At 71.0% G+C, this 17,379-nt stretch carries 16 protein-coding genes and 1 riboswitch; of the genes, 12 read left to right on the top strand and 4 right to left on the bottom strand.

Annotation, left to right across the window (positions count from 1 at the left end):
* Positions 1–173: 173 nt before the first annotated feature.
* On the top strand, positions 174–1,427 hold the full coding sequence (locus tag ACFWUY_RS02765) for an Ig-like domain-containing protein (RefSeq protein WP_384101232.1): 1,254 nt from the start codon (positions 174–176) through the stop codon (positions 1,425–1,427).
* Positions 1,428–1,453: 26 nt separating this feature from the next.
* On the opposite strand, the gene ACFWUY_RS02760 is transcribed toward ACFWUY_RS02765, so the two are convergent.
* Positions 1,454–1,855 carry a hypothetical protein gene (locus tag ACFWUY_RS02760; protein WP_384101230.1) on the bottom strand — a complete coding sequence of 134 codons (402 nt, stop codon included), beginning with the start codon at positions 1,853–1,855 and terminating at the stop codon, positions 1,454–1,456.
* 202 nt (positions 1,856–2,057) lie between these two features.
* Between ACFWUY_RS02760 and ACFWUY_RS02755 the strand changes: the two genes are divergently transcribed.
* The 6 genes from ACFWUY_RS02755 to ACFWUY_RS02730 all read left to right on the top strand — a co-directional run bounded on the left by ACFWUY_RS02755 (position 2,058) and on the right by ACFWUY_RS02730 (position 9,299).
* Complete coding sequence (locus ACFWUY_RS02755) at positions 2,058–2,678, top strand: heme-copper oxidase subunit III (protein WP_030547458.1); 621 nt, start codon at positions 2,058–2,060, stop codon at positions 2,676–2,678.
* A 74-nt stretch (positions 2,679–2,752) separates the two neighbouring features.
* Positions 2,753–3,562 carry a c-type cytochrome gene (locus ACFWUY_RS02750; protein ID WP_384101224.1) on the top strand — a complete coding sequence of 270 codons (810 nt, stop codon included), beginning with the start codon at positions 2,753–2,755 and terminating at the stop codon, positions 3,560–3,562.
* Complete coding sequence (locus ACFWUY_RS02745; RefSeq protein WP_384101221.1) at positions 3,559–4,611, top strand: Rieske 2Fe-2S domain-containing protein; 1,053 nt, start codon at positions 3,559–3,561, stop codon at positions 4,609–4,611. Before ACFWUY_RS02750 ends, ACFWUY_RS02745 begins: the two co-directional genes overlap by 4 nt.
* Positions 4,608–6,233: a cytochrome bc complex cytochrome b subunit gene (locus ACFWUY_RS02740; RefSeq protein ID WP_384101219.1), complete on the top strand. Its 1,626-nt coding sequence runs from the start codon at positions 4,608–4,610 to the stop codon at positions 6,231–6,233. Before ACFWUY_RS02745 ends, ACFWUY_RS02740 begins: the two co-directional genes overlap by 4 nt.
* A gap of 132 nt (positions 6,234–6,365) precedes the next feature.
* Complete coding sequence (trpD, locus tag ACFWUY_RS02735) at positions 6,366–7,430, top strand: anthranilate phosphoribosyltransferase (RefSeq protein WP_384101217.1); 1,065 nt, start codon at positions 6,366–6,368, stop codon at positions 7,428–7,430.
* An 82-nt stretch (positions 7,431–7,512) separates the two neighbouring features.
* Positions 7,513–7,629: riboswitch (SAM riboswitch) on the top strand.
* A gap of 227 nt (positions 7,630–7,856) precedes the next feature.
* Positions 7,857–9,299 (top strand): aminotransferase class V-fold PLP-dependent enzyme, encoded by a 1,443-nt coding sequence (locus tag ACFWUY_RS02730; protein WP_384101215.1) that lies wholly within the window; start codon positions 7,857–7,859, stop codon positions 9,297–9,299.
* Between the two features lie 70 nt (positions 9,300–9,369).
* Here the strand turns inward: ACFWUY_RS02730 and ACFWUY_RS02725 are convergent, their stop codons facing one another.
* Positions 9,370–9,651, bottom strand: coding sequence for an Lrp/AsnC family transcriptional regulator (locus ACFWUY_RS02725; RefSeq protein WP_030205672.1), 282 nt, complete (start codon positions 9,649–9,651; stop codon positions 9,370–9,372).
* The gene (locus ACFWUY_RS02720; RefSeq protein WP_384101213.1) at positions 9,648–10,400 is read right to left on the bottom strand and encodes a rhomboid family intramembrane serine protease; all 753 of its coding nucleotides are present in this window, start codon (positions 10,398–10,400) and stop codon (positions 9,648–9,650) included. Before ACFWUY_RS02720 ends, ACFWUY_RS02725 begins: the two co-directional genes overlap by 4 nt.
* Before the next feature lie 158 nt (positions 10,401–10,558).
* Between ACFWUY_RS02720 and ACFWUY_RS02715 the strand changes: the two genes are divergently transcribed.
* From ACFWUY_RS02715 to ACFWUY_RS02695, 5 genes are all read left to right on the top strand, one after another.
* Positions 10,559–10,801, top strand: a complete 243-nt coding sequence (locus ACFWUY_RS02715) for a hypothetical protein (protein ID WP_015033005.1) — start codon at positions 10,559–10,561, stop codon at positions 10,799–10,801.
* Positions 10,802–10,834: 33 nt separating this feature from the next.
* Positions 10,835–12,199, top strand: coding sequence for an NYN domain-containing protein (locus tag ACFWUY_RS02710; RefSeq protein ID WP_384101211.1), 1,365 nt, complete (start codon positions 10,835–10,837; stop codon positions 12,197–12,199).
* A gap of 256 nt (positions 12,200–12,455) precedes the next feature.
* Complete coding sequence (locus tag ACFWUY_RS02705) at positions 12,456–13,493, top strand: NlpC/P60 family protein (RefSeq protein ID WP_384101209.1); 1,038 nt, start codon at positions 12,456–12,458, stop codon at positions 13,491–13,493.
* Between the two features lie 195 nt (positions 13,494–13,688).
* Positions 13,689–14,735 carry an NlpC/P60 family protein gene (locus ACFWUY_RS02700; protein ID WP_384101207.1) on the top strand — a complete coding sequence of 349 codons (1,047 nt, stop codon included), beginning with the start codon at positions 13,689–13,691 and terminating at the stop codon, positions 14,733–14,735.
* A 49-nt stretch (positions 14,736–14,784) separates the two neighbouring features.
* A complete protein-coding gene (locus ACFWUY_RS02695) occupies positions 14,785–15,999 on the top strand; it encodes a hypothetical protein (RefSeq protein ID WP_384101206.1) in 1,215 nt (404 codons plus the stop codon).
* 53 nt (positions 16,000–16,052) lie between these two features.
* On the opposite strand, the gene ACFWUY_RS02690 is transcribed toward ACFWUY_RS02695, so the two are convergent.
* Positions 16,053–17,339: a glycosyltransferase 87 family protein gene (locus ACFWUY_RS02690; protein WP_384101204.1), complete on the bottom strand. Its 1,287-nt coding sequence runs from the start codon at positions 17,337–17,339 to the stop codon at positions 16,053–16,055.
* Between the last annotated feature and the right edge of the window lie 40 nt (positions 17,340–17,379).

The following is a 17,379-nucleotide window of genomic DNA, read 5'->3' as shown; positions in this document are numbered from 1 at the left end:
CCGTTTAACATTTTTTTTTTGGTTGTGTTTTTTTTGTTAAATCCACTCCGGGTCCCCCCCCCCTCCCCCGCCCCCTCCCGGGGGGCCGGCGCCCCTTCGTCACCGAAGTGCCCGGGCCCCTCTTTTGCAGCACTCGGCGCGCTGCCGCAGAGGATTGTTCTTACGGTGAGTCCATGAACGACACGCCGCGCATTCGGATTGTTCTGAGCTGCACTCTTCTGGCTGTCACCGTCACCGCGGGCGTCACCGCCTGCACGGGCACCGACGGCCACCCGCTGTCGGCGAGGGCGTACGACGCGGCGGACCAGCTCGCGGTCAGCGCTCCCGCCGACGGCGCCAAGGCGGACCCCGAGAAGCCCCTGGAGATCACCGCCAAGGGTGAGAACGGCCGGATCACCGACGTCACGGCCACGGACACCGCGGGCCGCCACCTGGCGGGCGAACTCACCGCGGACGGCCGGCGCTGGCGCTCCACGGCCGCCCTCGCGGCCGGCACCCGCTACACGGTCCGGGTGGCCACCGAGGACGAGGACGGCGCTCCGGGCTCCCGTACGTACACGTTCGAGACCACCCCGGCCAAGCGGGCCCTGACGGCGACCTTCGGCCCGGAGGCGGGCACGTACGGCGTCGGACAGCCCATCACGGCCGACCTCAGCCTCGCCGTCAAGGACCGGAAGGCGCGCGCGGTCGTCGAACGGGCCCTCAAGGTCCGCTCCACCCCCTCCGTCGAGGGGTCCTGGTACTGGGTGGACGACAAGAAGCTGCACTTCCGCCCGAAGGAGTACTGGCCCGCGGGCGCCCGCGTCACGGTCACCGGCAACCTGGACGGCCTCAAGGTCGGCGACAAGCTCTACGGCGGCGCGTCCAAGCCGCTGAAGCTCACCATCGGCGACCGGATCGAGGCGGTCGCGGACGCCGGGTCGCACCACATGACCGTGAAGCGCAACGGAGAAGTGATCAAAACCATTCCGGTGACCACCGGCAAGCCGGGCTTCTCCACCCGAAACGGCATCAAGGTGATCCTGGGCAAGGAGTACTACGTCCGGATGCGGGGCACCAGCGTCGGCATCGCCGAGGGCAGCTCCGAGTCGTACGACCTGCCCGTCTACTACGCGACCCGGGTCACCTGGAGCGGCGAGTACGTCCACGCCGCGCCCTGGTCCGTCGGCTCGCAGGGCGTGGCGAACGTCAGCCACGGCTGTGTCGGCATGTCGACCGGGAACGCGGCCTGGTTCTACGAGACCGTCCGCCCCGGCGACATCGTGAAGACCGTCAACAGCATCGGCGACGCCATGGACCCCTTCGGCAACGGCTTCGGCGACTGGAACCTGACCTGGGCCAAGTGGCGCCAGGGCAGCGCCCTGGTGGAGGCCGCCGAGAACCCGGTCACCCCCACCGAGCGGGCCCGCCTCAGACCCTCGATCTGATCGGCCCGCCCGGGCCCGCGCGCGGGCTACGCGTCGAGCGAGAGGCGCGAGCGCAGCAGCGCCGCCAGGGACGCCGCGAACTCGACCGGTTCCACCGGAAGGGTGACTGCGGCGTCCGCGCGGCTCCAGGTGGCCAGCCAGGCGTCCTGAGGCCGTCCGATGAGCAGCAGCACCGGCGGGCAGCGGAAGACCTCGTCCTTGATCTGCCGGCAGACGCCCATACCGCCCGCGGGCACCGCCTCGCCGTCCAGGACGCAGACGTCCACGCCACCCTCGTCCAGGCGCTTCAGCACCGCCGGCAGCGTCGCGCACTCCACGAACTCCACCGGGGGGACGTCCGACGCGGGCCTGCGCCCGGCCGCCAGCCGTACCTGCTCGCGGGTGTTCGCGTCGTCGCTGTAGACCAGGACCGTGGCACTCGACTGCATCGTTCCTCCGGCTGGGAAGGCGGGTGGGTCGTCGTCGACCGATGCGCGGATGCTACTCCGGTCCACACCCCGTCAACACCCGTTCAACACCTGTTCGAAGGGTGCCGGGGGGCCCTCGCACTGGGCCGTATGGGCTGGACACACCCCTCTGACACTCCGAACGGCACCCCCCGGAGTGAGGGCGGGATAAGCGACCGACATAATGTCGGTCGTGGCGACAGTAACGACAGTAGAAACAGGGCACGCGCACCCGTCGGTCAATCGACCGAACCTCACCAGCGTCGGAACCATCATCTGGTTGAGCTCCGAGCTGATGTTCTTCGCGGCCCTCTTCGCGATGTACTTCACCCTGCGATCGGTGACGGGTGCCGACTTCTGGGCGGAAAAGGCCTCGGCCTTGAACTTCCCGTTCTCGGCTACCAACACCACGATCCTGGTGCTCTCCTCCCTCACCTGTCAGCTCGGCGTCTTCGCCGCCGAGCGGGGCGACGTGAAGAAGCTCAGGTCGTGGTTCATCATCACGTTCGTGATGGGTGCGATCTTCATCGGCGGCCAGGTCTTCGAGTACACCGAGCTGGTGAAGCACGAGGGCCTCTCGCTCTCGTCGGACCCGTACGGCTCCGTGTTCTACCTGACCACCGGCTTCCACGGCCTGCACGTGACAGGCGGACTCATCGCCTTCCTGCTGGTCCTCGGCCGGACGTACGCCGCCAAGAGGTTCACTCACGAGCAGGCAACCGCCGCCATCGTCGTGTCCTACTACTGGCACTTCGTCGATGTCGTCTGGATCGGCCTCTTCGCCACGATCTACATGATCAAGTAATCGGTTCCGCCGTCACGGCGGACCGAGACATCCAGCAAGCATCGACGCAGAAGATCCTGACACCGGGGTAATCCGTGAAAAAGCTCTCCGCACGACGACGCCATCCGCTGGCGGCGGTCGTCGTCCTACTTCTCGCGCTGGCGGCCACGGGGGGGCTGTACGCCGCGTTCGCACCCGCGAGCACGGCGAAGGCCGACGAGACCGCCCAGTCCCTCGCCATCGAGGAGGGGAAGAAGCTCTACTCCGTCGGCTGCGCCAGCTGCCACGGAACCGGCGGTCAGGGCACCACTGACGGCCCCTCCCTCGTGGGCGTCGGTTCGGCCTCGGTCGACTTCCAGGTCGGCACGGGCCGTATGCCGGCCCAGCAGCCGGGCGCCCAGGTCCCGAAGAAGAAGGTCATCTACTCGCAGGCTGAGATCGATCAGCTCGCGGCGTACGTCGCCTCTCTCGGTTCCGGCCCGATCACGCCGACCGAGGAGCAGTACGACCCCGCGGGCGCCGACGCCGCCAAGGGCGGCGAGCTGTTCCGCTCCAACTGTGCCCAGTGCCACAACTTCACCGGTGAGGGTGGCGCGCTGACCTACGGCAAGTACGCCCCGAGCCTCGAAGGCGTGAGCCCGAAGCACCTCTACGAGGCCATGCAGACCGGCCCGCAGAACATGCCCTCCTTCCCGGACACGACCATGCCGGAGAAGGAGAAGAAGGACATCATCGCGTACGTCCAGGCCGTCAACGGCGAGAAGGCCGACAACCCGGGTGGTCTCTCGCTCGGTGGCCTCGGCCCTGTCAGCGAGGGTCTGTTCGGCTGGATCTTCGGTCTCGGCTCGCTGATCGCAGTTGCCGTCTGGGTCGCGGCCCACACCGCTAAGGCCAAGAAGTCATGAGTAGCCAAGAGATTCCAGAAGAGACCCTGCCGGCAGGGCAGGACACCGCGCACGGCGCGGTGAAGGTCGCCGACGACCCGTTCGCCGACCCGGGCCTCCCGCCCCACAAGCCCCGCATCCAGGACATCGACGAGCGAGCCGCCCGTCGGTCCGAGCGCGCGGTCGCCTTCATGTTCACGCTGTCGATGCTGGCCACCGTCGGCTTCATCGCCTCGTACGTGATCTTCCCGGTCGACAAGATCGTGTACATCTGGCCCTTCGGCCGGGTGTCCGCGCTCAACTTCGCGCTCGGCTGGACCCTCGGCCTCGCCCTCTTCTTCATCGGCGCGGGCGCGGTCCACTGGGCCCGCACCCTGATGTCCGACGTGGAGATCGCGGACGAGCGGCACCCGATCCAGGCCGACGCCGAGACCAAGGCGAAGGTCATGTCGGACTTCGCGGCCGGTGCCGCCGAGTCGGGCATGGGCCGCCGCAAGCTCATCCGCAACACGATGTTCGGCGCGCTGTCGCTCGTACCGCTCTCCGGCATCGTGCTGCTGCGTGACATGGGCCCGCTGCCCGAGAAGAAGCTCCGGACCACCATGTGGGCCAAGGGGCTTCAGCTCATCAACATGAACACGCACGAGCCGCTGCGCCCCGAGGACGTCGCCGTCGGTTCGCTGACCTTCGCGATGCCCGAGGGCCTCTCGGAGCACGACCACCACTTCCAGGTCGAGATCGCCAAGGCCGCCCTGATGATCGTCCGGATCCAGCCGGAGGACATCAAGGACAAGCGCGAGCTCGAGTGGTCGCACGAGGGCATCGTCGCCTTCTCGAAGATCTGCACCCACGTGGGCTGCCCGATCTCCCTGTACGAGCAGCAGACGCACCACGTCCTCTGCCCGTGCCACCAGTCCACCTTCGACCTCTCCGACGGCGCCCGCGTCATCTTCGGCCCGGCCGGTCACGCCCTCCCGCAGCTGCGGATCGGCGTGAACGACGAGGGCTTCCTGGAGGCGCTCGGCGACTTCGACGAGCCCGTCGGCCCTGCCTTCTGGGAGCGCGGATGAGCACCGTGACCGACACATCGAAGAAGGCGCCCGCCGGTGAGCGGGTCGCCGACTGGGCCGACGGCCGCCTGGGGATCTACTCGCTGGCCAAGGCCAACATGCGGAAGATCTTCCCGGACCACTGGTCCTTCATGCTGGGCGAGATCTGCCTCTACAGCTTCCTCATCATCATCCTGACGGGCGTCTATCTGACGATGTTCTTCCACCCGTCGATGAACGAGGTGGAGTACGCCGGACCGTACGTCCCGCTCCAGGGACAGCTGATGTCCGAGGCGTTCAACTCGACCATGCACATCTCGTTCGAGGTGCGCGGTGGTCTGCTCATCCGGCAGATCCACCACTGGGCGGCGCTGATCTTCATCGCCGGCATGTTCGTGCACATGATGCGCGTGTTCTTCACGGGCGCGTTCCGCAAGCCGCGTGAGATCAACTGGCTGTTCGGCTTCCTGCTGTTCTTCCTGGGCATGTTCACCGGTTTCACCGGTTACTCGCTCCCGGACGACCTGCTCTCCGGCACCGGTGTCCGCTTCATGCAGGGCGCCATCCTGTCCGTGCCGGTCGTCGGCACGTACCTGTCGATGTTCCTGTTCGGCGGCGAGTTCCCCGGCGGCGACTTCGTGGCCCGGTTCTACTCGGCCCACGTGCTGCTGCTGCCTGGCATCATGCTCGGCCTCGTGGTGGCCCACCTCATCCTGGTGTTCTTCCACAAGCACACGCAGTTCGCCGGCCCCGGCCGCACGAACAACAACGTCGTGGGCATGCCGCTGCTGCCGGTCTACATGGCCAAGGCCGGAGGCTTCTTCTTCCTGGTCTTCGGTGTCATCGCGGTCATCTCGGCGATCGCCTCGATCAACCCGATCTGGGCGCTCGGTCCGTACCGTCCGGACCAGGTGTCCACCGGCGCCCAGCCCGACTGGTACATGGGCTTCGCCGAGGGTCTGATCCGTGTCATGCCCGGCTGGGAGATCAACCTGTGGGGCCACACGCTGGTCCTCGGCGTGATGATCCCGCTGGCCATCTTCCCGGCGGTCCTCGCGGCGATCGCGGTCTACCCGTTCATCGAGTCCTGGATCACCGGCGACAAGCGCGAGCACCACATCGCGCAGCGCCCGCGCAACGCTCCGACGCGCACCGCCTTCGGTGTCGCCTGGATCACCGCGTACATGATCATGCTCGTGGGTGGTGGAAACGACATCTTCGCGACCCACTTCCACCTGTCGATCAACGCCATCACCTGGTTCGTGCGGATCGCCTTCTTCGTCGGCCCGGTCATCGCGTTCATCGTCACCAAGCGGATCTGCCTCGGCCTCCAGCGCCGCGACAAGGACAAGGTGCTGCACGGCCGCGAGTCCGGCATCATCAAGCGCCTGCCGCACGGTGAGTTCGTCGAGATCCACGAGCCGCTCAGCCAGGGCGAGATGCACCGCCTCACGGCGCACGAGCAGTACGCGGCCGCGGAGCTTCCGCCGGCCGTCGACGAGAACGGCGTGGAGCGGAAGATCGGGCCCCTGGAGAAGCTCCGGGTCAAGCTCAACAAGGGCTACTACGGCGCCGACAACCAGGTCGCCAAGCCCACGGTCGAGGAGTACAAGGAGATCCAGAGCGGCCACGGCCACCACTGATCCACCTGAACTCCTGACTTCCTGAAGTCGCCACGGCGAGAGCCCCGTCCATTCGATGGACGGGGCTCTTCGCCGTCCCCGGGGGTCGATAGGGTGGGCCCGTATCCGTCACGTGACGATCCAGGAGCTGCCATGAGCGCTGTGACCCCCGCTGGAGGACCTACGTCGGCGGGCCGCTCCTGGCCCGTCGTCCTGGAAGGCCTGCTGACCGGCCGCGACCAGAGCGCCGAGGACACCGCCTGGGCGATGGACCGGATCCTGCGCGGCGAGGCCACCGACGCCCAGATCGCCGGCTTCGCGGTCGCCCTGCGCGCCAAGGGCGAGACCGTCGAGGAGATCTCCGGGCTCGTCCGCACCATGTACGAGCACGCCAACACGATCGAGGTGCCCGGCCCGTCCGTCGACATCGTCGGCACCGGCGGCGACGGTGCCAAGACCGTCAACATCTCCACCATGTCGGCGATCGTCGTGGCCGGCACCGGCGCCAAGGTCGTCAAGCACGGCAACCGGGCCGCCTCCTCCGCCTCCGGGGCCTCCGACGTCCTGGAGAAGCTCGGCGTCAACCTGGAGCTGACCCCGCGGCGGGTCGCCGAGGTCGCGGAGGAGGCCGGGATCACCTTCTGCTTCGCGGTGAAGTTCCACCCGGCGCTGCGTCACGTCGCCGCCGCCCGCAAGGAGCTCGGCATCCGGACCACCTTCAACTTCCTCGGTCCGCTCACCAACCCGGCCCGGGTCCGGGCCCAGGCCACCGGCGTCGCCGACGCCCGGATGGCCCCGATCATGGCCGGGGTGCTCGCCGAGCGGGGTTCCTCCGCGCTCGTCTTCCGCGGCGACGACGGGCTCGACGAGCTGACCACCACCGCCACCTCGCGGGTCTGGGTGGTCCGTGACGGCTCGGTCCGTGAGGAGGCCTTCGACCCCCGGGACGTCGGCATCGACCTCGTGCCGGTGGAGGCGCTGCGCGGCGCCGACGCCTCGTACAACGCGGACGTGGCCCGCCGGCTGCTCGCCGGGGAGACCGGTCCGGTGCGGGACGCGGTGCTGCTCAACTCGGCGGCGGCGCTGGCCGCGCTCGCGCCGGGGGAGGGCGGCCTCGTGGAGCAGATCCGCGCCGGCATCGAGAAGGCCGCGGAGGCGATCGACTCGGGTGAGGCCCGCCGGGCCCTGGAGCGCTGGATCGCCGTCAGCAACGCGTAGGACGTGCCTCGCCGTACGACCCCGGTCCAGCATGCGGACCGGGGTCTTGCGCTTCGGCGATCATGTGGCAGGATGCTCTACAGGTCACGAGTGACAGCGTTTTGGCCCCGGCTTGCTGTCCGGCAACCCTCCGTCCGTGGCGGGGTGCCCCGGGTGATGACCAGGCCGTAGGCAGCGAGGTCTACGGCAAGCGCGGACCCCTCGAACACCAGGGGTCCTGGTCTGTCGAGGAGCGTTTTCCGTGAGCAAGCGAATGCGATAGGGCGAGTCCGCCCCTTCTTCACCCTCGGAACAGGGTCACTTCCGCGTACCCGCACACCCGCGTGCGCCCCCTTTCGTCTCCGAGGCATCACCCGTACCCCGCCGTGTCCGGCCGCGTACGGGATCACCGAAGCCATTCCGCACCGCCCGCCGGGAGATACCGCCATGTCCGCACGCCCGAACGCTGCCACCGTCGAGACCGCCGCCGTCGCCACCGCGCCCGTCGAGACCGCGACCACCGCGACCACCGCGACCGCCGAGTCCGCCGATCCCTGCTGCGCCGCCCCGCTGCCCGTCCTCGGCCGGGACGTCACCGTCCCGCTCGTCACCGGCGGCGAGGTGACCTACGCGGCGCTCGACTACGCGGCCAGCGCCCCGGCCCTCCAGCGGGTCTGGGACGACGTCGCCGCGTACGCCCCCTACTACGGCAGCGTCCACCGCGGCGCCGGCTACCTCTCCCAGCTCTCCACCGACCTCTTCGAGAACAGCCGCGCCACCGTGGCCGAGTTCCTCGACTGCCGCCCCGGCGATCAGGTCGTCTTCACCCGCTCCACCACCGACTCGCTCAACCTGCTCGCCCGGACCCTCCCCGCCGGTTGCGAGGTCTTCGTCTTCGAGACCGAGCACCACGCCTCGCTGCTGCCGTGGCAGAACGCCCGGGTCAGCTACCTGGACGCCCCCCGCACGCCGGAGCAGGCCGTCGCCACCCTGGAGCGGGCCCTCGCCGACCGCGACCCTTACGGCCCCGCCCTCGTCTGCGTCACCGGTGCCTCCAACGTCACCGGTGAGATCTGGCCGGTGAAGGAGCTCGCCGCCGCCGCGCACGCGCACGGCGCCCGGATCGTCCTCGACGCCGCCCAGCTCGCGCCCCACCACCCGGTCTCCGTCCAGGACCTCGACGTGGACTGGATCGCCTTCTCCGGGCACAAGCTGTACGCGCCCTTCGGCTCGGGCGTCCTCGCGGGCCGCGCCGACTGGCTCCAGGACGCCGAGCCCTACCTCGCGGGCGGCGGCGCCTCCCGCACGGTGGCGCGTCGCGCCGACGGCGGTGTGGACGTGGAGTGGCACACCACCGCGGCCCGGCACGAGGCCGGTTCCCCGAACGTCATCGGCGTGTACTCCATCGCCTCCGCCTGCAAGGCGCTCACCGAGGCCGGCTTCGACACCCTCGTCGAGCGGGAGCGGCACCTGATCGCCACGGTCCGCGAGGGCCTCGCCGAGGTGCCCGAGGTGAAGGTGCTCTCGCTGTTCGGCGACGACGCCCCCCGGGTCGGCGTCATCTCCTTCGTCGTCGAGGGCTGGAACAGCTCCCACTTCGCCGCCGCGCTCTCCGCCGAGTACGGCATCGGCGTCCGTGACGGCCTCTTCTGCGCCCACCCGCTGGTCCGCACCCTGCTCGGCACCGACCCGGGGACCCAGGGCGAGTGCGGCGCGCCCGAGGCGGCCCCCGGCGAGAGGTCCCTCAACGCCATCCGGGTCAGCTTCGGCGCCGGTACGCCCGACGAGCACGTGGAGCGGTTCGTCGGCGCAGTGAAGGAACTCGTCCGGGACGGCGCGCGGTGGAACTACCGCACCGAGGACGGCCGCTGCGTCCCCGACCGCGGCTGATCACTCACTCGTACGGGTGAAGGGGGCCTCCCGGTCGGGAGGCCCCCTTCACCTTGACGCGTGCGCGGCCTCAGGACTCCAGGCCGATGGCGAAGGCCGCCTCCAGATCGTGCTGGGAGTACGTGCGGAAGGCGACGTGGGTGTCCGTGGCCTCGACGCCCGGGATCTTGCTGATGCTGCCGGGGATCACGTCCGCCAGGTCGTCGTGGCGCGGCACCCGGACCATGGCGATCAGGTCGTACGTACCGGTCACCGAGAAGACCTCGCTGACGCTGTCGAGGGCGGCGATCGACTCGGCGATCTCGGGAATGCGGTCCACGCTGGTCTTGATGAGCACGATCGCGGTGATCACGGCTGGCTTTCTCCCTCGGTCGCCGCGGTTTGGGCTTTCACTCTATCCCCACCCCGGTAGCGCCCCCAGGCGTAGAGGAAGCCGACGGAGAAGCCCACCACATGGGCCAGATAGGCGACGCCGGGACCGGCACCCGCCGCCCGCGCGGCCAGCCACTGCAGCACGAACCAGAAGATCAGCACGATCCAGGCGGGGAAGCGCAGCGGCAGGAAGAAGAGGAAGGGGAAGAGGCTGGTGACCCGGGAGCGCGGGAAGAGGAAGAGGAAGGCCCCGAGCACCCCGGAGATCGCGCCGGACGCCCCGACGAGCGTCTGCTCGCTGGTCGCGTGCGCCGCCGCGTACCCGAGGAGCGCGAGGTAGCCGGTGCCCAGGTAGAAGAGAGCGAACCCGACCGGTCCCATGCGCTCCTCGGCCATCGCCCCGAAGACGTACAGGAAGAGCATGTTCCCCAGGAGGTGGAGCCAGCTGCCGTGGACGAAGAGCGCGGTCAGCGGGGTGAGGAGGGCGCGCGGCTCGCCGCTCATCAGCTCGGCGGGGACGACGCCCCAGCGGCGGAAGTACACGCCCTGCGCCGCGAGGAGCTGGTCGCCCGTGCCGTGCGCCGGGTTGAGCCCGGAGACCGGACTGATCGCGAAGAGGAGGACGCACGCGGCGATCAGTCCGTACGTCACCGTGGGTCCGCTGCGGATGCCGCGCCAGGCCCCCCGGACAGCGTGGACAGCGCGGACCGCGCCTCGCCGATCGATCATGGACAGATCATGGCGTACCGGGGCCGAACTGGACAGAGTGCCTCGCCGTGCCCCCGCCCACCCGCGAGGCCGTAGGGTTACGGGCAGTACGACCGCAGTTCGACGGCGCACCGCGGCTCCCGCACCTGGTACCCCGCAACAGGAAGAAGGACGGCACGATGACGACGGTTCCCCTGCCGACCGCCGAGACCCGCTGGCGCTGCACGCTCTGCGGCAATCTGACCCGCTTCGACGTGACCCGCTCCTCCAAGGTCGTGGAGTACGTCCATCTGGACCTCGCGGGAGAACCGACGGTCGAGGAGCGGCAGGTGGTCAGTGAGACCATCGAGTCGGTCCGCTGCCGCTGGTGCAACGCGGTGGACCAGATCGAACTGGTGGACAGGCCGGGCGCCGCCTCCTGAGGGACGGCGCGGACGACATAGGGGTGACGGATCGTGGAGCAGCCCGCGCACGGTGGAGAGCCGGCCGGCGCGGCAGGTGACGCTGCCGAGACGCTCGACCACCCACTGCCGGAAGGCGTGCGGCGGCGGGTCGTCGCGCTGGTCGCGGACGCCTTCGGCGGGCTGACCGTCGCGGAGCTGCCCGCACCCCTGCGGCAGTACGCCCGGTTCACCGCGAGCCGGCGGGCCAAGTTCGCCGGCAACGCGATGGCGGCGGCCCTGGAGAGCGACCCGCTGTTCCGGCAGCGGATCGGCGAACGGTTCAAGCAGGGCCAGCCCGAACTGGCCGGAGCCGTCGAGAGCGGCACCCCGCCCGCCGCCGCCGATCCCGTCGACGTGGCGGCGGCCGCCTATGTGCTGCGCCCGTCCGGCTGGGTCAAGCTGGTGGCCGCCGCGGGTGAGGAGGCCCTGCGGGCCGACGCCGAGCGGGCCGACGAGGCCGGCCGGCGCGAGCTGGAGCGGCTGCGCGAGGAGCTCGCCGCGTCCCGGGACCGCTCCCGGGACGAGACCGAGCAGCTGCGGCGCGACCTGGAGGCGGCCAGGAAGGAAGCGGAATCGCTTCACCGCAAGCTCCGCAGCGCCCAGAGCGACGTGAAGCGCGGCGAGGCCGCGCTGCGCCGCCTCCAGGGTGAGATGGAGACCGCGCGGGCGGAGTCGGCGGCCCGGGTGTCCTCGGTCGAGAGCGAGAGCCGGCGGCTCAAGGCCAGGCTCGGCGAGGTCGAGGCGGCCCTCGAGGCGAGCCGGCGGTCCGCCCGTGAGGGGCGCTCGGTGGAGGACATGCGGCTGCGGCTGCTGCTCGACACCGTCCTCGACGCGGCCCAGGGGCTCCGTCGCGAACTGGCGCTGCCACCCGTCTCGACGCATCCGGCGGACACGGTGGACGCGGTGGAGCCGGGGCGGATGTCCCCGAAGGACATCGCGGCGCGGGCGCTCTCGGAGACCGATCCGGCACTGCTCGACCAGCTCCTCGCGCTGCCGCAGGCCCATCTGGTCGTGGACGGCTACAACGTCACCAAGACGGGTTATCCGACGATGCCGCTGGAGAAGCAGCGGCTGCGGCTGCTCGGCAGCCTCTCGGCCCTCGCGGCCCGCTCGGGCGCCGAGGTCACCTGTGTCTTCGACGGGGCGGAGCTGGCGGCCCCGGTGCTGCTCGCGCCGCCGCGCGGGGTGCGGGTGCTGTTCTCCAAGCCCGGTGTGACGGCGGACGAGTTGATCCGCCAGCTGGTACGGGCGGAGCCGCCGGGCCGGCCGGTCGTGGTGGTCTCCACGGACCGCGAGGTGGCCGACGGGGTGGCGAAGGCGGGTGCGCGCCCGGTGTCGTCCGCCTTGCTGCTGAAGCGGCTTTCGCGGCTCTCGTGAGGCATCGCAACTCCTGGGCCTTATGCCCGAATTCTGGATGGCGGTCCGTCAACTGGTCATCACTGGCCGTGCGATGTCCGTAAACAAAGTGGCGCCTGAGCGATATTTTTGCCAGTGGGATTTGAACTGATCACAGCTTGGTCACTAAGGTCGGCCTTCGAACCTTCGCGCGGTTGATCGCCCATCCGGGGTGACGGCGGAGGAACCGCCTGCCCCTGACCGGTTGGGCGGCTCGAGGAAGAAGGAGCTCGCCTTCGTGGCGTCCCACCGTCGACCCAAGCAGCCGAGCCGTGCCCGCGTGACCGTGCTCACCGCTGCCGCGGCAGCCGCCGTCGCCCTCTCCGCCCAGTCCGGCGCCCAGGCCGCCCCTGCCAAGCCCAAGATCGACGAGGTCAAGTCGAAGGTCGACAAGCTGCACCACGAGGCCGAGGAGGCCACGGAGCAGTACAACCTCGCCGACGAGCGCAAGGGCAAGCTGCAGAAGGAGGTCGGCCAGCTCCAGGACCAGGTGGCCCGCGGTCAGGAGGAGCTCAACACCCTCCGCGACAAGATCGGTTCGGTCGCCACCGCCCAGTACCGCTCCGGCGGCATCGACCCGGCGCTCCAGCTCTTCCTCTCCGCCGACCCGGACACCTACCTCGACAGGGCGTCCGCGATCGACCAGTTGAGCGCCCAGCAGGCCGACGTGCTCACCTCGATCCAGGCCAAGCAGCGGACGCTCGCCCAGCAGCGGGCCGAGGCCACCAGCAAGCTGGCCGACCTCGAGGACGTCCGCAAGACCCTCGGCGAGAAGAAGAAGAAGTTCCAGGGCAAGCTGGCCGAGGCCCGGCAGCTCCTCAACACCCTCACCGCGGCCGAGAAGGCCGAGATGGAGGAGAAGGAGCAGCGGGCCAGCCGCGCCGCCGGCGAGCGGGTCGACCTCGGCAACGAGGTCCCCGCGAACGGCTACGGCGCCGCGGCGCTCGCCGCCGCCGCCACTCAGATCGGCAAGCCGTACGCCTCCGGCCAGGAGGGCCCCAGCTCGTACGACTGCTCCGGTCTGACCCAGTGGGCCTACGGCCAGGCCAACGTCCAGCTCACCCGCACCACCTACACCCAGCAGAACGACGGCGTGAAGATCGGCCGCAGCCAGCTCAAGCCGGGCGACCTGGTCTTCTTCAACGGTCTGTCGCACGTGGGCCTGTACGCGGGCAACAACACGGTCCTGCACGCCCCCTACACGGGCGCCTACGTCCGTTACGAGTCCATGAACACCCTGGGCTCCTTCCAGTTCGGGGTCCGCGTCGGCGGCTGACGCCCCGCGACCCGCTGCGGTATGCCGCCCGAACGGGTGGTTCGCCGCGACGCGTACTGACCTGACGCCCCGCCGGTGACCTGTGTTCTCCGGCGGGGCGTCACTTTCCGTGTCCATCGGCTTCGTTGGACGCGGAGTGATCAGCGGCTACTGTCTGCCGCGCCAGTCTGCGTCGAGCCGAACGGAGCGCTATTCGTGGCGTCCCACCGCCGACCCGCCGGGGTCACCGTCCTCACCGCCGCCGCGGCCACCGTGGCGGCGTCCCTCGGGGCCGTCCCCGCGAGCGCCGACCCCGGGGCCGGAGTCGAGGCCACCCGCGCCACGGTCGACCGCCTCTACGAGGAGGCCGAGAAGGCCACCGAGGGCTACAACCGGGCGGACGAGAAGGCGGACGCGCTGCGCCGTACGGTCTCCCGGGCCCAGGACGCCCTGGCCCGCGGCCAGGAGCGCATCAACCGCATGCGGGGCGCCCTCGGTTCGATCGCCGGAGCCCAGTACCGCTCCGGCGGCATCGACCCCGCCCTCGCCCTGCTGCTCTCCTCCGACCCCGACAGCTACCTCGACCGGGCCACCGCCCTCGACCGGGCCACCGCACGCCAGAGCGCCGCCCTCGGCGAACTCCGGCGGGAGCAGCGCCGGCTGGACCAGAAGCGCTCCGAGGCCCGCACGGCCCTGACCGAGCTCGAGCGCAGCAGGGCCGAGGTCGCCCGCCACAAGCGCACGGTCGAGCGCAAGCTCGCCGAGGCCCGCCGGGTGCTCGCGAGCCTGACCGCCGAGGAGCGCGCCGACTTCGACCGCGCCTCCCGCACCGGCGGGCGCGCCGAGGGGCCCGCCGGGGGGCCGGCCGGGGGCTCCACCGAGGAGCTGCCGCCCATGGCCGCCCCCGGCCCGGCCTCCTCGCGCGCCTCCGCCGCGGTGATGGCCGCCCGCAGCGCGATCGGCAAGCCGTACGTGTGGGGCGCGACCGGGCCCTCCGCCTTCGACTGCTCGGGCCTGATGGTCTGGTCGTACCGGCAGGCCGGGATCAGCCTTCCGCGCACCTCCTCGGCGCAGCGGTACGCGGGGCGGCAGGTGCCGCTCTCACAGGCGCAGCCCGGGGACCTCGTCACGTACCGCGGCGACGCGAGCCACGTCGGGATCTACGCGGGCGACGGACAGGTCATCCACGCCCCCTACCCGGGCGCGCGGGTCCGCTACGACCCGGTGAACATGATGTCGCACGTGACGGTGACCCGGGTCTGAGCCCCGTTCCCCAGGCCACGCCCCGCGGGCGCCCCGTACGATCGGGGGCGTGGCAGGTCAGGGAGGTGGAGCGGCGCGCGGCGCGGCCGCCTTTCTGCTGGCCGCCCTGCTGGCCCTCGGCGGCTGTACGGCCCCCGAGCCGGCCGACCCGGCGCCCCGGGAGATCCAGAGCCTGCTCGACCGGCACGCGCGGGCACTGCTCGACCGCGACGAGGCCGGCTACCTCGCGGCCCTCGACCCCGCGCTCGCACCGGTCGGTCGCACCGAGTTCGACCGGCTCGCGAAGGTCCCGCTGGGCGGCCTCGGCTACCGGGTCACCGATGTCGACAGGACCGGCGAGGGCCGGGTCACCGTCAAGGCCGAGCTGGGATTCCGGATCAAGGGCTACGACTCGGGACCCACCACCACCGAGCGGATCCTGGAACTCGCCGAGCGGGACGGCCGCTGGTACGTCACCGCCGACCGCGCCGCCGAGGGCGCCCCGCAGCAGCTGTGGCAGCAGGGCGAGGTCGAGGCGGTGACCGGCCGGCGCAGCCTCGTCCTCGGCGTGGGGCAGAGCAAGGAGCGGCTGCGGGAGATCGCGACGGCCGCGGACCGGGCGGTGCCCGCGGTCGGGGACGCCTGGGACGGGACCTGGGCGGGCCGGATCGTGGTCCTCGTACCCGCGTCGGTCGAGGCGATGGGACGGCTCCTCGGCGGGCCGGCCGCCTCCTACCGGGGCATCGCCGCCGTCACGACCGGCGAGGTGGGCGGCGGCCCCTCGGCGCCCGCCGACCGGGTGATCGTGAACCCGGAGGCGTACGCGGTGCTCGGCGCGTTCGGCCGGCAGCTGGTCCTCACCCACGAGGCCACCCATGTCGCGACCCGGGTCCAGACCACGAGGGCCACCCCGGTCTGGCTCTCGGAGGGCTTCGCCGACTGGGTCGCCTACCGGGGCACCGGCCGCACCGCCGCCCAGGCCGCGCCCGAACTGCGCCGCGCGGTCCGCGCGGGCGAGCTGCCCGCAGGGCTCCCGGAGGACGCCGAGTTCGGCTTCGACGGCGACGCGGAGGCCCTGGCGCGGGCCTACGAGGGCGGCTGGCTGGCCTGCGAGCTGATCGCGGACCGCTGGGGCGAGGAGAAGCTGGCGGCCTTCTACCGGGCGGTGGGCGCCCACCCGGGCCGCGAGGGCGCGGTGGAGAAGGCGCTCCAGGAGGTCCTCGGCACCACCCCGGAGGATTTCACCACCGACTGGCGGGCCTACCTGGGGGAGCGGCTCGGCTAGGACGCGTACGCCCGGCTGCCCGCCCGCCGGGGGCTCTGTCGACCCGGCGGGGCTCAGCGTGAGCCGGACAGGGCCTTCTCGCGCTCCGGCCAAACCGCCTGCGCGGGCACGAGCACGGCTCCGGCCTCGGCGAGACGCGGCTCCGTCACCGTCTGCCGCCACAGGATCCGGCAGGCGAGGAGGGTGGCGGCGATGAGGAGGCCGTTCCGGGTGAACAGCACCCCCATGCCCAGCGGATCGCTCCGCGTCACGTGCGAGAACCAGACCGGGAACTCGAACTGCGTGATCGCCGTCGCCCACACGATCAGGTGCACCGGCCGTTCCATCCGGCTCGACCGGTACGCCAGGCACACCGCCGCGAGACCGACCAGCCACAGCATGTACTGCGGGGAGAGCACCCGGCTCGTCGTCGTGAACAGCAGCACCGCCACGAAGGCCGCGTCCGCCACCGTCGACGAGGTGAAGCGGCGCGCCTTGAACCGCCAGAGCAGCAGCCAGCCGAAGGCGAGGAAGGTGAGCCCCAGGGCGGCCGTCGACACCGTGGAGACGTAGGGGCCGAGGAACTCGATCGAGCCGTAGTTCATCCGCGCCTCGCCGTCCCAGCCGAAGTGCCGGGCCACGTGGAAGACCATCGCGCCCAGCGACTCGACCTCCGTCCCCCGGTCCCGCTGGAAGGAGAGGAAGGCCAGCGACCCCGGCATCCACAGCATGCAGAACAGCAGCACGGCCGCCGCCGCGCCCACCGCCGCCGGCCAGGAGCGGAGGGTCGCCCGCCCCTTGGGGGTGCCCGCGAGCAGCAGCACCGGCCACACCTTCAGGACCGCGCCGAACCCGGCGAGGGCTCCGAGGACACGCGGACTCCGGCCCGCCGCGAGCAGCGCCGCCACCGCGACGGCGGTCACCATGATGTCGTACCGGGCGTACGTGGTCGGGCCGAAGAGAGCGACGCCCGCGATCCAGATCCAGGCCCCACGCGGGGAGCGGCCGGCCCGGCGGCCCGTGTGCAGGAGCAGCCCGAGGACGAGCGCGTCACAGAGGAGGGCGAGGACGAAGAAGGCGGCCGAGTAGCCGAGGAACGGCAGCAGCCCCGGCGCGAGGATCGCGAACGCGGCGGCCGGCGGGTACTGCCAGGTCACGTCGTCCAGCGGATACGTGCCGGTCCGCAGGACCTCGTACCAGCCCTGGTAGATGTCCTCGATGTCGAACGTGATGTCCGGCCCCGGGATCACCACGACCTTGAAGACGACCAGCATCAGGATGACCCGGGTCAGCGCCCAGAGTCCGAGCGGAAGCCGCAGATCCGCGAGTGACCGTGACCACTTTCCCACTGCGCCCGTCATCACTGGCTCGTCCTTGTCCTGTCGGCCCGCTCACGCGGGG

The organism is Streptomyces sp. NPDC058664 (assembly GCF_042716635.1).
In the GTDB taxonomy this organism is placed as follows: Bacteria; Actinomycetota; Actinomycetes; order Streptomycetales; family Streptomycetaceae; genus Streptomyces.
The sequence above is the reverse complement of the archived record's forward strand: the minus strand, read 5'-3'. Positions and strand labels throughout refer to the sequence as shown.